At 58.3% G+C, this 14,982-nt stretch carries 12 protein-coding genes; 5 read left to right on the top strand and 7 right to left on the bottom strand.

What is annotated here, in order from left to right:
• Positions 1-51 precede the first annotated feature (51 nt).
• The 4 genes from RZ35_RS13725 to RZ35_RS13710 form a co-directional block, all read right to left on the bottom strand.
• Entirely contained in the window at positions 52-552 is a 501-nt protein-coding gene (locus tag RZ35_RS13725; protein WP_026743830.1) for a DUF1543 domain-containing protein, read from the bottom strand.
• Between the two features lie 218 nt (positions 553-770).
• The gene (gene gorA / locus RZ35_RS13720) at positions 771-2,123 is read right to left on the bottom strand and encodes a glutathione-disulfide reductase (RefSeq protein ID WP_026743829.1); all 1,353 of its coding nucleotides are present in this window, start codon (positions 2,121-2,123) and stop codon (positions 771-773) included.
• 166 nt (positions 2,124-2,289) lie between these two features.
• Positions 2,290-3,084 carry a nucleotidyltransferase domain-containing protein gene (locus tag RZ35_RS13715; RefSeq protein ID WP_026743828.1) on the bottom strand — a complete coding sequence of 265 codons (795 nt, stop codon included), beginning with the start codon at positions 3,082-3,084 and terminating at the stop codon, positions 2,290-2,292.
• A gap of 45 nt (positions 3,085-3,129) precedes the next feature.
• Positions 3,130-4,266 (bottom strand): slipin family protein, encoded by a 1,137-nt coding sequence (locus tag RZ35_RS13710; protein ID WP_026743827.1) that lies wholly within the window; start codon positions 4,264-4,266, stop codon positions 3,130-3,132.
• A gap of 499 nt (positions 4,267-4,765) precedes the next feature.
• Between RZ35_RS13710 and rtcR the strand changes: the two genes are divergently transcribed.
• Together rtcR and rnz are read left to right on the top strand one after the other, a co-directional pair.
• Positions 4,766-6,349 (top strand): RNA repair transcriptional activator RtcR, encoded by a 1,584-nt coding sequence (gene rtcR / locus RZ35_RS13705; RefSeq protein WP_026743826.1) that lies wholly within the window; start codon positions 4,766-4,768, stop codon positions 6,347-6,349.
• Between the two features lie 19 nt (positions 6,350-6,368).
• Entirely contained in the window at positions 6,369-7,283 is a 915-nt protein-coding gene (gene rnz / locus RZ35_RS13700) for a ribonuclease Z (protein ID WP_026743825.1), read from the top strand.
• Positions 7,284-7,323: 40 nt separating this feature from the next.
• On the opposite strand, the gene RZ35_RS13695 is transcribed toward rnz, so the two are convergent.
• Both RZ35_RS13695 and RZ35_RS13690 read right to left on the bottom strand, forming a co-directional pair.
• A complete protein-coding gene (locus RZ35_RS13695; protein WP_026743824.1) occupies positions 7,324-8,166 on the bottom strand; it encodes a 23S rRNA (adenine(2030)-N(6))-methyltransferase RlmJ in 843 nt (280 codons plus the stop codon).
• Between the two features lie 264 nt (positions 8,167-8,430).
• Positions 8,431-9,876 (bottom strand): glycoside hydrolase family 32 protein, encoded by a 1,446-nt coding sequence (locus RZ35_RS13690; protein ID WP_026743823.1) that lies wholly within the window; start codon positions 9,874-9,876, stop codon positions 8,431-8,433.
• A gap of 354 nt (positions 9,877-10,230) precedes the next feature.
• Here RZ35_RS13690 and RZ35_RS18470 point away from each other — a divergent pair, with 354 nt between their 5' ends.
• From RZ35_RS18470 to rsmJ, 3 genes are all read left to right on the top strand, one after another.
• Entirely contained in the window at positions 10,231-10,365 is a 135-nt protein-coding gene (locus tag RZ35_RS18470; RefSeq protein WP_268748631.1) for a hypothetical protein, read from the top strand.
• 92 nt (positions 10,366-10,457) lie between these two features.
• Entirely contained in the window at positions 10,458-12,500 is a 2,043-nt protein-coding gene (gene prlC, locus RZ35_RS13680) for an oligopeptidase A (protein ID WP_026743821.1), read from the top strand.
• Positions 12,497-13,246, top strand: coding sequence for a 16S rRNA (guanine(1516)-N(2))-methyltransferase RsmJ (rsmJ, locus tag RZ35_RS13675; RefSeq protein ID WP_026743820.1), 750 nt, complete (start codon positions 12,497-12,499; stop codon positions 13,244-13,246). Before prlC ends, rsmJ begins: the two co-directional genes overlap by 4 nt.
• A 124-nt stretch (positions 13,247-13,370) precedes the next feature.
• On the opposite strand, the gene RZ35_RS13670 is transcribed toward rsmJ, so the two are convergent.
• Entirely contained in the window at positions 13,371-14,543 is a 1,173-nt protein-coding gene (locus tag RZ35_RS13670) for an alginate lyase family protein (protein ID WP_036153472.1), read from the bottom strand.
• Between the last annotated feature and the right edge of the window lie 439 nt (positions 14,544-14,982).

Here is a 14,982-nt window from a genome sequence, read left to right as displayed (position 1 = left end):
GATAAAAAACCCTCCTGCGCAAGTCGTTCTAGCCTGCGCCAGCATCGGGTATTAAATCGGCAGATACCCCTGCCAGAGCGGAGCGGCAGGGGTGCCGTGCGCGTTGGGCGTCAGATGGATATGCCATCCGTTCAGCTGTTGCAGCAGCAGGCAATCATCCACATCCCGCAGGTCGTCTTTGTGCTGTTTGAACGTGTCTTGCAACAGGACTTTTTTGGCCTGCATCTTCGCCTCATCCGCCGTCGGGGCGACAAACAAGCCGAACTGGTGCAATTCCGCAGGCTCGCCCGGCAGGTAGCCGCCCATATTGATGAACCAGAGCCGCTGAGTCGATGTCGAGGGCGTCTTGCTCAGCGTGATGTCATAGCCGTTGGCCCACGGAATCGGCGTGTAGCTGTCGACGTGGATCTGTTTTTTGTCGCCGAACCAGGCTGCCTTAAGGAGGGGGAAAGCCTCTTCCGGTTGGTTTACCGCGGCAAACTGAACATCGTGCAATTCGATATTGGCGCCTGGCGCGCTACCGCCGACGTAGAAAAGAAAAAGCATGGGCATGAGATCCCGGTCTCCCTGATAGTGATGACATGGCAATCACGCGCGTGATCGGCAGACGCGTCGTTCTCCCCGAACATTGAAATCCCAAACGGGATAAAGCATTGCACAACACGGCGAGAACCGCATTTTTACACGGTCTTGGTGGCAAAAAGCCGGGCGCTGAAGCCCGGCTTTGATGATGACGAAGTCGTCGTCAGCGCCTGACGCGCGGCGTTTTGTTAGCGCATGGTGACGAACTCTTCCGCCCCGGTCGGATGAATGGCGACAGTGTTGTCGAAATCTTGCTTGGTGGCCCCCATTTTCACCGCGACGGCGAAGCCCTGTAGCATTTCATCCACGCCGAAACCGATGCCGTGAACGCCCACCACTTTCTCTTCCGGACCGACACACACCAATTTCATGCGGCACGGCTGACGGTGCTGCGTGACGGCGGTGTACATCGCGGTGAAGGAAGATTGATAGACATTGACCTGCTCGTCGCCGTACTTCTCGCGCGCCTGCGGTTCAGTCAACCCGACGGTGCCGATAGGCGGGTGGCTGAATACCACGGTAGGAATGTTGGTGTAGTCCAAGTGCTCGTTCGGCTTGTTGTTGAACAGGCGCTCCGACAGACGACGCCCCGCCGCCACCGCGACCGGCGTCAGCTCCACCGCGCCGGTGTTGTCGCCCACGGCGTAAATGCCGGAAACGTTGGTGTTCTGGAATTTATCGACCTGCACATAGCCGCGATCGTCCAGCGCGACGCCCGCCGCCTGAAGGTTGAGGTTATCGGTGGCGGGTTGACGCCCAATGGCCCAAATCAGGCAGTCCACCGTCTGCGATTTGCCGTCTTCCAGCTGCAACGTCAGGCTGCCGTCGGCATTTTTTACCACCGCTTTAGGCGTCGACTCCGTGTGCAGCGACGGGCCTTCGGCCTTCATGACTTCCACCAGCGTATCCACAATCAGCGGGTCGAACTGGCGCAGCGGCGCATGTTTACGTACGAACAGGTGAGTTTCCGCCCCCAGCGCGTTCAGCACGCCGGCGATTTCCACGGCGATGTAGCCTGCGCCGACAACGGCGACGCGACGCGGCAGCGCATCCAGTTCAAAGAACCCGTCGGAGTTAATGCCATATTCGGCACCGGGCACATCCGGCAACGTCGGACGGCCGCCGGTGGCGATCAGAATATGGTCGGCGGTGATCTCCTCGCCGTTCACTTCCACCGTGTGCGCATCCACAAATCGGGCAAAACCACGGATCACCTCAACCTGGTTCTTACCCAGCACGTTGTCATAAGAGTGATGAATACGGTCAATATAGGCACTGCGGTTTTTCACCAGCGTGTCCCAGTTGAAGCCGTTAACCGTGACGTCAAAACCATAGTCAGGGCCGTAGTTATGGATAGCCTCGGCGATCTGCGCCGCATGCCACATCACCTTTTTCGGTACGCAGCCCACGTTCACACAGGTCCCGCCCAGATATTTGGCTTCAATCAACGCGCATTTCTTGCCGTACATGGCCGCACGGTTAATGGAGGCAATGCCGCCGCTGCCGCCGCCAATGGCGAGATAGTCATAATGTTTAGTCATTGGGAAATCCAGGTTGTGTGAATGAAAAGTTATAGAGAGTGTAACGCCAGAGATCTGATTCCGGCAAAGATCGCAGCATGATTGTAGTCAGAAACGCCGAGCGCCTTGGGGAGATTTTTGAAATCAGTGCAATAGGCGAGGCCGCCTTACGGGGCCTCGCGCAACGTCAAACGCCTGTCATCACGGTTTCGAACAGCAGGCGATCCAACGCGGCATTGATGCGTTCATCCTTTGCCGGTTGCGATGTGACTATCGCGGTCTCCAGCGACCGTGCGATAAACGCATGGATATGCGGTTGCCGCTCGACCATATCCGTTTCCACCGCGCTGCATTTCAGTTTCAACAGCGCGCGAACCTCCGCCAGCAACGCCGGATCGGTCACCATCGCGTTCAGCAACACCTCGAACTGCATGGGCGGCGCCCCTTTCCCTTCGGCAATCCACTGCACCGCCAGCAGCGAGCGCAGGACGTAAAAGTACTTTTTCAGCCGCACGCGCTCATCCTGCAAATAGGTACGAAAGTTCTTACGCGCAATGGAGAGGTAATGATGACTTGCCTTGAGCGCGGAAAAACAGCCGGGGATTAACTGGCGCAGCCGGTCTGTCGCGACATCGTCCTGTCGGTAGATCACGGGTGAGTCCAGCCATTCGATCAGCGTGGGGTTGCCCCGGTTCAATAGCGCCAACGCCTTTCGCCATTCCCAACCGCACACGTCCAACTCCGACGTCAGCGGACGTTCGATCACATCACGCTGCGGCTCAACCCGCAGATACCACTCCGGCGGATGAACGTAGATGAATCGGACATCATAATCACTGTCCGGCGAGGCGAATCCCCAGCCGCGGCTGCCGGACTCGCAGGCGTACAGGATGCGGACATCAAATTCCTTTTCCACTTCGTCCAGCGCCGCTTTGATTTGGTGTTTCATTTTTTCGCTAACGCCCTGAGGTACTACTGTCATATCCCTGCTCTCCTTTTCGACATATCGCCGCTGCCCCGCAGCACGCTATGCGCCCTTTAAATTCACCAATCCGTTCAACACCTGATCCAATCCGCCGAACACGGAAATCTTATCAATGCGTTCCGCCACCCGTTCCAGCGTTTCCAGCTCTTTCAACCGCAGGGCGACCGGGTTGTTTTCCATCACTTTGGCGGTATTCAGCAGGGAACGCGTCGCCGACGTCTCTTCCCGGCGTCGTATCACGTTGGCCTGCGCCGCCTTTTCCGCTTCCACTACCTGAGACAAAATGGTTTTCATATCGCCCGGCAGCACGATGTCCTTCACGCCCAGCGAAACGACGTCGATGCCGTAACCGGCCATTTTTTCACAGACCAGGGCATTCACCCGTTCATCGATGGTGTGCTTGTTTTCCAGCAGCTCATCCAGCGTGCGAGTGCCCACGGCTTCACGCAACGCAAATTGCAGTTCGCGGTAAAGCGAATCCACCGGTTTCGTTAACTGACCGTACGCCGTCAAAATGTCGCTGTAGCGCCAGTTGGCCACCAGATTCAGCCGAAGATTGACCTTATCGCGCGTCAAAATCTCCTGCCCGCTCACCTCCAGCGCCTGCTGGCGGGTGTCCACCAGCTCCACTTCCACGCAGTGATTAAAACGCCAGTAGCCGCTGACGCCCGGCGGCAACAGTTCCTGCGCCGCGCCATCTACTTTTAAAAGGCCCAAATGCCAGGCCGGAACCTGCGCCAGCAAGACGCCAGCATGCCCAATGACCTGTCGCTGACGCAGCGTCGGCTGCAACAGGGCGGACACCAGCGCATCCGGCACCCGGATGTCGTCGGTTTTTACCTGATCGACGCGCTGATGCTCGTCCTTACGCCAGTAAAGTCGGCGCGTGGCAGGCGGCAAGATTTCCTGCAACACATCGTGATCGTAGCGAAGCCCGATCGCCTCTTCCGGCAACACGACGTCCAGGCAATACTGTTTTACCCACTCCGGATGGTACTGGCGCAGATAGTCGTCCAGCGGCGCCAGCACTTCAGCCCCATCCAAAGAAATAATGTCGATTTTCTGTCGGTTGAACCAACGGGAAAGCCGGTGTCGACCCGCTTCCAATACCCGCAGGTAATCGCCGTCTTGGCTTACCAAACCCAACTGACCTTTACGAATGGTGATGGNCTTAAACATGAATCTCTTTCTCCTGATGATCCCTCCGGCACACGTGAAGACGGACGTCGGGGCGAAGCCGCAGGGGGAAAGCGCACGGGTTCCTGATGGAACGCGTTAGCCTTCTGCCTGCCGCCCGGCGCGTCGGTCGGTCTCCCGTGAGGCCACCGTCAATGTCCCGGTGGCGGGAGGGTTATTTTTCATTATCAATATCGAGGTGCGATATTCGGGATTCGAACCCGAGTTAACCTTTCATTGCGTCTGCGATGCCTGACGGAACATCCACAGGAAAGCGGTACGAAGCCGCTCCTTGAATGCCGGCGTGGTGCTGAACCACTGCAAACTGGCGAATCGACGGGAAAGGTATTGCGAGATGCGTGCCAACAGGAAGGAAACCGCAAAATAAAAACTCAATATACTGATAATATTGAGTTTTTATTTTGTTTTTCTCGTGTCGTGCTGTTCGGGACAACCCGGATGAATTATCCTTATAGCTAAGGATTTATAAATTAGGATAAACATGAAACGTAGAGTGGTGATTGGCACGCTAGGCACCGTATTGGATAAACGCGGCAAACGGGCCAACCGCTGGAGCAAATGGCGGCCAACCGTCGCGCTATGCCAACAACCGGACATGCCGGTGGACCGGCTGGAGTTACTGTACCAACCGCGCAATAGCGGTCTGGCGGAACAGGTTCAAGCGGATATCAACGCGCTTTCGCCCGGCACGGAGGTGCGTCTGCATGCCATCGATTTGCAGGATGCCTGGGATTTCGAGGAGGTCTATACCACGTACCTTGACTTCGCCGCCCGTTATTCGTTCGACACGGAAAACGAAGAGTATCTGGTGCACATCACCACCGGCACCCACGTCGCACAGATCTGTTGGTTTCTGCTGACGGAGGCCCGCTACCTGCCTGCCAGCCTGTTGCAGACCAGTCCGGCCTCCCGTAAAGAAGGCTCGCCTTCTCCCGCTGGCGTTTATTCGATTATCGATCTCGATCTCAGTCGCTACGCCACGTTGACGAGCCGTTTTCAGCGTGAGCAGCAGGCTTCGACTTCGTTTTTAAAAGCGGGTATTGCGACACGGAATCCGGCGTACAACGCGTTGATCGACCAAATCGAACGCGTCGCGCTGCGCTCCTCCGCNCCGTTGCTGCTCACCGGTCCGACCGGCGCGGGAAAATCCTTTCTGGCCCGGCGGATCTATGAATTAAAAGCCGCGCGCCATCAGGTTTCCGGGCGCTTTGTCGCCGTTAACTGCGCTACGCTGCGGGGAGACAATGCGATGTCAACGCTGTTTGGGCACGCTCGCGGGGCTTTTACCGGCGCCCAGCAGGCGCGCACCGGGCTGCTGAGGGAAGCGGACGGCGGCATCCTGTTTCTGGATGAAATCGGCGAGCTGGGGCTGGATGAACAGGCCATGCTGCTGAAAGCGATTGAAGAGAAAACTTTTTTTCCCTTCGGCTCGGATAAGGAAGTCAGCAGCGATTTTCAACTGATCGCCGGTACGCATCGCGATATGCCACGCTGGGTCGCGGCTGGCCGTTTCCGTGACGATCTCTACGCGCGCATCAACATGTGGACCTTTCCCCTTCCGGGACTGGCCGAGCGGCGTGAAGATATCGAGCCTAATATCGACTTTGAGCTACAGCGCTTTGCAGAGACCCAGCAGCTGCAAGTCCGTTTCGACCGTGAAGCGCGCCAGCGCTTTCTGGGGTTCGCCTGCTCGCCGCAGGCCCCGTGGCGCGGCAATTTTAGAGAATTGGGCGCCAGCGTCGTCAGAATGGCGACATTAGCGGATAATGGCCGCATTACACGCGCGCTGGTCGATGAAGAGATTCTGCGTCTCCAGCGGCAGTGGGCGCCCGGCGATGCCCCAAGCGCGCCGCTGCCTGAGAGCGTCGGCGAATGCGATCTGTTTGACCGCCTCCAGTTGGAAAGCGTGCTGAACGTTTGCCGTCAGGCCAGCAGCCTGTCGGAAGCGGGCCGCCAGCTCTTCGCCGTCTCTCGCCAGCAGAAAAAACAGCCGAATGACGCCGACCGGCTGCGCAAGTATCTGGCGCGGTTCGCTTTACGCTGGGATGACGTCAAACACCGTTAATTGATCGGAGTGTTTCACCATGGAACTGATATTTTTGGGCACCAGCGCAGGCGTCCCGACGAAAGCGCGCAACGTGGCCAGCCTGGCGCTGGACCTGCAAGGCCCGCGCCCCGCCTTCTGGCTGTTTGACTGCGGAGAAGGCACGCAGCATCAGATACTGCATACGCGTTTAAGCGCCAGCAAGATCGAGAAAATTTTCATCACGCACCTGCATGGCGACCACCTGTTTGGCCTGCCCGGCCTGCTGTGCTCCCGCTCTATGGCCGGTTGTCAGGCGCCGCTGACGCTCTACGGTCCCGCCGGCCTGAAAACGTTTGTCGACAATGCGCTGAGCCTGAGCGGCTCTTATCTCACCTATCCAATGGAGGTAGTCGAGGTCACCTCCGGGCCGGTTTGCGAGGACGAACACCGCGTGGTGACGGCCTATCCGATGTCGCATACGTTAACCTGCGTCGGCTATCGCATCGACGAGCGGCCCAAACCCGGCGCGCTGGATGTGGAGCGGCTGATGGAAGAGGGCATTCGCCCCGGTTCATGGTTTCAGACACTGAAGCGCGGCGAGTCCGTCACGCTGGAGGATGGACGNATCTTAAACGGCGCCGATTACCTCGGACCGNCCACGCCGGGCCGTTCGCTCGCGATATTCGGCGATACTCGCCCCTCGGAGGCGGGATGCTTGCTGGCCGCCGGGGTGGATGTGATGGTGCACGAAGCGACGGTGGAAGCCAGTATGGCCGATCGCGCCAGCGAGCGCGGCCATTCCACGACGGAACAGGCGGCGACGCTGGCCCGTGACGCGGGCGCAAAACGCTTGATTATCACCCATATCAGCGCGCGATACGGTCAGGAAGACAACGAACGGCTGCTGGCGGAGTGCCGCGCGATTTTCCCGGCCACGGAAATGGCCACCGACTTGGGGAGCTTTCGGGTGTGATTCACCGCCATTGCCCCGCAGCGCATTGGCTCAGCCGAGGTTACTCCGGCACGACCCATTCTACGCGCGTGTGCCCGGTGCCTTCCGGCACCAGCACTTGATGCAGCCACGGCAGCACGCTTTTCATCTGCGCTTCCAGCTTCCACGGCGGGTTGATGACGATCATGCCGGAGGCGGTCATGCCGTGGCGATCGCTGTCCGGCAGCACAGCCAGTTCGATTTGCAGGATCCGGCGGATGCCGGTCGCTTCCAGATCTTTCAGCAGCCGTTTAATCTGCTGACGCAATACGACCGGGTACCACAGCGCATACACGCCGGTGGCGAAGCGGCGGTAGCCCTCCTGAATGCCTTTCACCACCGCCTGATAATCGCTTTTTAGCTCGTAAGGCGGGTCGATCAGCACCAGCCCGCGGCGGGACGGCGGCGGCAGTTGGGCTTTCAGCTGCTGATAGCCGTCTTCACGCACTACGCGAGCGCGGTTGTCGCGCTGGAACTCCTGACGCAGCAGCGGGAAGTCGCTCGGGTGCAGTTCGCTCAGACTCAGGCGGTCATGATCGCGCAGCAGATGACGGGCGACCAGCGGGGAGCCGGGGTAGTAACGCAGCTGCCCCTGCGGGTTGTAGTTACGCACCACCTGCATATAGGCTTCCAGCTCGTCAGGCACGTCGTCCCGCTGCCAGATGCGGGCAATCCCCGCCTGATATTCGGCTGTGCGCTCGGCGTGTTCGCTTTGCAGCTTGTAGCGACCTGCCCCGGCGTGCGTATCGAGGTACAGGAACGGTTTATCTTTCTCCGCCAGAGCGCTGAGGATCAGGCTTTGAACGGTGTGCTTGAGCACGTCGGCGTGATTGCCGGCGTGAAAACTGTGGCGGTAGCTGAGCATGGGTAATGATTATCCAGTGATTAAGTCGTGGGTGGGGCCGACGCGCCGTCTTTCCCCCACCCTCGCCGCAGCGCGGCAAAAACAACGGGGTGCAGCGGGGGAGTATAAAACAGATTGGCCCTCTTCTGGTCATTGGATAAGATCTTAACGGGTTTATCGGCGCGGATCGTGAGGGTCAGCCCGGCGGGCACCTGAAAACCGGTTCCCTTTCCCGAAGCTGAAAGAACCGCAGCGTGGGCCACACGCCCGACGCCCTTCAGACCGTTACCCCCCTAGCAGAGACCAGTTGTCTCCCCCGACGAGATGCGCACGTCCATGATCGGCGAACAGTCGTAGCTCACGCCGGTCCGGCTGCGGGTAGATGCGCGAACTCAGGCAGCGTTCCCCCTCTCCGACAAAGACTTCTATCGAGGAGCGATCGATGAAAATCCGCAGCGATAGCTCGGACTGCGCCGGCAACGGCGCGCTGCGATAGCCGCTCAGGCCATATTCGGGGTAATTGCGCTCCAGCACCAGACGCCCGGACTGCGTGTCCACAAACAGGCGCATACCCTCCCCGAGCATCAGACCATAACGTTCGGCGGTGCTGTCGTTCAGATCCCAGCGCAACATCAGCTCCCGCACATCGCTATGTTCCGCTAGCGGCTGCGGCTGNGAGTCGATCCATTGCGGTTCGATAACCCGTCCGTCGCGCCGCAGCGACTCGACCTCCCGTACCGGGCGCACCCGCAGCTGCCCGTCTTCGAGGCTCAGCTCCCGGGGCAGCGTCATGCAGCCCGCCCAGTGATCACGCTGCGAGGGCATCGGCGACTCCCACATATCCATCCATCCCAGAACAATTCGGCGACCGTCAGCGGCCAGAAACGACTGCGGCGCATAGAAGTCATGGCCGAGGTCCACCTCAGCGAACGGCTCCGTGATGTCGAAATCATCTCCCGGCCGCCAGTGGCCGCGCAGACAGCCGCTCTGGAATAAATTGCGATAGTGATAACCGTTCGGCGAGACGCCCTGCGGCGAGAACATCAGCAGCCACTCGTCGCCCAGCGGGAAGAAGTCCGGGCACTCCCACATGTAACCCAGCGCGCCGTCGCTCTCCGCCAGCACGCGGTCGAACGTCCACTCGCGCAGGCTCTCGCCGCGATAGAGCAGCACCTGTCCCTGACCTTGTTCGTTGCGGGCACCGACGACCATCCACCAGACGCCGTTCTCACGCCACNCTTTGGGATCGCGAAAGTGCATGATGCCGGGAGGCGGCAGCAGAATAGCGCCCTGTTTTTCGAAATGCAGGCCATCGTGGCTGATGGCGAGGCACTGCNCCTGCCGTAATTTCTCGCCCTCTTCGGGAGAGGAAGGCAGGACGACATGGCCGGTATAAATCAGGCTCAGAACGCCATCATCATCCACGGCACAGCCGGAAAAGCAGCCGTCGCGGTCCGGCTCGTTCTCACCGCCGGGAAATAGCGCAATGGGCTGGTGCTGCCAGCGGATCATGTCCTCGCTGGTGGCGTGTCCCCAGTGCATCGGTCCCCATTTCGGCTCATAGGGGTAATGCTGATAGAACGCGTGGTAGCGCCCCTGATGGAAGATCAGCCCGTTGGGATCGTTCATCCATCCCGCCGGTGGCGCCAGATGGAATGTCGGATAAAAGGTGTGGTTGACGTTGGCGTATTCCGGCTGCGCCTCGCTGGCGCGATCGACGGGATTAATCATTNTTGTTCTCACTCTGTCTGACTTGCATGACGGCCTGTAAGGACGGCGAGACGCGCTGAACGCGATATCGCGGCAGACCTGAATCATCGCGTTCCGCTCCGCTCGTCAGGCCGATTTCGGCACGGCACACAAAAGCGGACGCGGAACCGGTAAAATGGGCGGCGCCTTTCATCAAGCGTGGCAGATAAACCCGGTTTTCAACAGGGAATAATCAAATTAGACATAAAAATCAACTTGATAAAAAGGAACATTCGACACAACAAAGGCGCGGCCTGACGCTATCTCTCCCTCTCCTTTCGTTATATCATCGAGCAAAAAACGCGATATTCAGCGAACCGATCGGGATCAGGTTTTATGCATTCCTGGCAGGGTTGCGATAGCGCCACCGCCCGAGCTTTCACCATTCTGCGCGAATCTTCTTCACTGTTTCCCTATGCCGGGCGCGGGTACTACGCCATTCTTGCCCAAACATTGATTTTCGTGGCCTGAAACCCCATCTTAGAATGTAATCTGCAAATTATGTCAGCCTTGTCGGCCACCGGGACAAGGGATCGATCATCATTACTATTCAGGACCGTGCCATGACAAATCCATTACTTACCCCGTTTACCCTGCCCCCGTTTTCTCAGATCAAAACCGACGATATTGTTCCCGCAATCCAAAGCGCGCTGGACGACTGTCGCAAAACGGTGGAACAGGTTGTGGCGCAGCCTGGTCCATTTACCTGGGAGAATCTTTGTCAGCCGCTGGCGGAAATCGACGATCGACTGGAGCGTATCTTCTCCCCTATCGGCCATCTGAATGCGGTACAGAACAGCCCCGAACTGCGCAGCGCTTACGAGCAGNGCCTGCCGCTGCTGTCCGAATACGGCACCTGGGTGGGACAGCATGCCGGCCTGTATCGCGCCCATCGCAATCTACGTGACGGCGAACATTTCGACTCCCTGGATACGGCACAGAAAAAAGCCGTGGAAAATGCGCTGATCGGCTTTGAACTGTCCGGTATCGCGCTGCCCGCCGAGAAGCAGAAACGCTACGGTGAAATCTCCGCGCGGCTTTCCGAACTGAGTTCAATCTTTAGCAACAACGTGCTGGACGCCACGATGGGCTGGTCCAAGCTGATCACCGACGTCAATGAGCTGGCCGGTCTGCCGGAAAGCGCGCTGGCGGCCGCCAAAGCGCAGGCCGAAGCCAAAGAACAAGACGGCTGGCTGCTGACGCTCGACATGCCGAGCTACCTGCCGGTCATGACCTACTGCTCCAACGCCGCGCTGCGCGAAGAGATGTATCGCGCGTACGCCACCCGCGCCTCCGATCAGGGGCCGAACGCCGGTAAGTGGGACAACACCGAAGTGATGGCTGAAAAAATGGCGCTGCGCCATGAACAGGCGCAGTTGCTCGGCTATTCGAGCTATGCCGATAAATCGCTGGTCACGAAAATGGCGGAAAACCCGCAGCAGGTGCTGGACTTCCTGACCGATCTGGCTAAACGCGCACGTCCGCAGGCCGAGCAGGAACTGGCCGAACTGCGCGCCTTCGCTAAGCAACATTATGGCGNGGACGAGCTGAATCCGTGGGACGTCAGCTACTACAGCGAACAGCAGAAACAGCATCTCTACGCCATCAGCGACGAGCAGTTGCGTCCCTATTTCCCGGAAGAGCGCGTGCTCAACGGACTGTTCGAAGTCGTCAACCGCATCTACGGCATCACGGCGAAAGAGCGCAAAGACGTCGATGTCTGGCATCCGGAAGTGCGTTTCTTCGATCTGTTCGATGAAAGCGGCGAACTGCGCGGCAGCTTCTACCTCGATCTATATGCGCGCGAAAACAAACGCGGCGGCGCCTGGATGAACGACTGCGTCAGCCGTATGCGCCTCGCCAACGGCGAGCTGCAAAAACCGGTCGCTTACCTGACCTGTAACTTCAACCGTCCGGTCAACGGCAAACCGGCGCTGTTCACGCATGATGAAGTGACAACGCTGTTCCACGAATTCGGTCACGGCCTGCACCACATGCTGACGCTGGTCGAAGCCGCGGGCGTCACCGGCATTAGCGGGGTGCCGTGGGATGCCGTCGAGCTGCCGAGCCAGTTCATGGAAAATTGGTGCTGGGAGCCTGATGCGCTGGCGTTTATCTCCGGCCACTACGAAACCGGCGAGCCGCTGCCGAAGGAGATGCTGGATAAAATGCTGGCGGNCAAGAACTATCAGGCGGCGCTGTTTATCCTGCGTCAGCTGGAGTTCGGCCTGTTCGACTTCCGCCTGCATACCGAATATGACCCGGCGAAAGGCGCGCAGATCCTGCCGACGCTGGCCGACGTCAAGGCTCAGGNCGCCGTTATGCCCAGCCCGAGCTGGAACCGTTTTCCGCACGCCTTCAGCCATATCTTCGCGGGCGGCTATGCCGCGGGCTACTACAGCTACCTGTGGGCCGACGTGCTGGCGGCGGACGCCTTCTCTCGCTTTGAAGAGGAAGGCATTTTCAACCGCACCACCGGCCAGTCGTTCCTCGACAACATCCTGTCTCGCGGCGGTTCCGAAGAGCCGATGGAGCTGTTCAAACGCTTCCGCGGCCGTGAACCGCAACTGGACGCCATGCTGAAACACTACGGCATCAAGGGATGAAGATCGGCCTGATGACCGAAGAGGGCGCCGATAAAGGCGCCCTCGACGCTCTGGCCGCGCGCTGGGGACTGACAGAGGATGACAGCCAGCCTTTCGCGCTGGTCTTAACGCCCGAACGACTTGAGCTGCGTAAGCAGGACGAGCCGAAGCTGGGCGCCATCTGCGTGGATTTCGTCGGCGGCACGTTGGCGCACCGGCGCCGCTTCGGCGGCGGGCGCGGCGAAGCGGTCGCCCGAGCCGTCGGCATCAAGAAAGGCTATCTGCCTGATGTCGTGGACGCCACCGCGGGGCTGGGACGCGACGCTTTCGTGCTGGCCTCGCTCGGCTGTCGGGTTCGTATGGTGGAGCGGCACCCGGTCGTCGCGGCGCTATTGGACGATGGTCTTCGGCGCGGTTATCAGGACGGAGAAATCGGCGGCTGGTTAAAGGAGCGTCTGACGCTGCTGCATGCTTCCAGCGCCGAGAGGCTGAAAGACATCGAGCCGCCGCCCGACGTTGTCTATCTCGATCCGATGTTTCCTCACCGGCAGAAAAGCGCGCTGGTGAAAAAGGAAATGCGGGTATTCCAGACGCTGGTCGGCGCCGACGACGATGCCGACGCGCTGCTGGCCCCGGCACGCTCACTGGCGAAAAAGCGCGNGGTGGTCAAACGCCCTGACTATGCGCCGCCGCTCGCGGGCGTTCCCGCGCAGTCCATGCTGGAAACAAAGAGCCATCGCTTCGACTTCTACCTGCCGACGCACTAAGTTTCCAACTGGTTTCCCAATATGCATTTCTTTGCCTTGGTCTAAAGCGACGGAAACGCCAGGACGACGAAGGAACGTGATACTCGATGCCGCCGGGATGTGCCAACCGCGCCCCGGCGAGCCGTTACTCTTCTCCCAGCGTAAACAGCAGCGTGCCATAGCCCAGCTGGTCAAAGCTCCCCGGATATGCGCCATAGAACCAGGGACCGCCTTCAGGCCGAATGTTGGTCGCTATCTCGGTGATATTGGGGCTGTTGAGGCCTTTCAGCACAATGTAGTGGTTATAGAGCAGTTCCCAAATCGCTCTGACCTCGCCTCTTGCGCGCTCAGAAATTTGCGTTTGGGTCACATCGCTATTGGTGTAGGTTGTGTAGGGAACCGATTTACCGAGATTATAGGCCGCGACATATTCCGCCCCCTTCATCAGCCGGTTGTCGTCATAACTGAATAAATCATCGCCCTGATTCCAGGCCATTTGGCATATCACGCCCGCCAGCGCGATATCTAATATTGAGTGTGCCTGATCTCTGCCGCTTTCCTGTATTTGTCCCATGCCCTGTTCGGGATAAAGTATCCAGACCAGTTTTCCAATCGCGCCATTTCCCTCGCCGTTTTTGTAATAGTCGACGGCGCGGTCGTAGAGATCTTTTCTGTCTAATAAAATACCGATAGCCATAATGGAACTTAACTGCGCTAAATCCCAGTTTGCCCAATAGTGGTCGATTTTCGTATTGTTATGACGCGCGATAAAATCCAAATTAATAGGGAGAAAGACCGTTTCCATCATCTTTTTGAAGGTGTCGAAATCGCTTGCGCTCCATCCCGGATAGTCCCGCATTATTTCTGCGGTATTCGCCAGTTCGTAGCCATAAATTCCCGCCGCGAGCGCGGCATCGGTGGAGCCTCTAATCGCTTTCAACGTGCTGCCCCAGGCGTTCAGAATGGCGACGGCGCTGTTGGCGTAAGCCTCATCACCCGTGACCTTCCAGTACAGCGCATGGGAGTAGGCGATGGCTATATCTCTGTATAATTGAGGATAATTTTCACTATGCTCGCTATTTCGTCCCCGATACACGATGTCGACGGCGCGAGGCTGCCAGCCAAGCGAAAGTTTCAGCTGCTGGAATCCCTTGAACCAAGGCTCGGACTGCTGATTCACCTGCGTCGCCATTCTGGCGAAATCGTCGCTGGTGCTGAGCATGCCCGGATGTTTGAATATCTCCGCAGACCAGCCGGAAAGAGGGGATAGCAACATAGCGAACGATAGCAGTAAACCTGCCGAGTTTTTGATGAGCATACGCAATTACGTCCCTGTGATATTATTTTCATCAAAAGAATATCACACGAGTATTAGATAATAATTTCATGCTCCGTAATTCGTGGAATTATGCTTTTAATATTCCCTAATTCAGGAGAGTGACCAATTATAAATAGAAAACGACGGTTCGCCCGATATGAACGCCCGTGGAATAACCACTTTCAGCCAAGCTCTTGTCTATTTCAATAAAAGAACCCGCAGCCGCTATCTCGCTCATGCCACATAACGTCATCGAAATGATGCCATTGTCATCTCCCCTTCGCCTCAAACGGCGATCCTTTGGATCCGCCGATGCCAAAGCGATCGCAGGTACAACAAGTAAGTTTCCATTGGTTTCCCAATAATACTGCGACACGCTGAGAGAAGAAACGTTGCGGTAAGGGCAAGTTGGCCTTACCGGCATGAGCCTGAGGCGAAT

The organism is Lonsdalea quercina subsp. quercina (assembly GCF_000688655.1).
GTDB lineage: Bacteria > Pseudomonadota > Gammaproteobacteria > Enterobacterales > Enterobacteriaceae > Lonsdalea > Lonsdalea quercina.
This window is presented reverse-complemented; position numbering and strand designations above follow the sequence as displayed.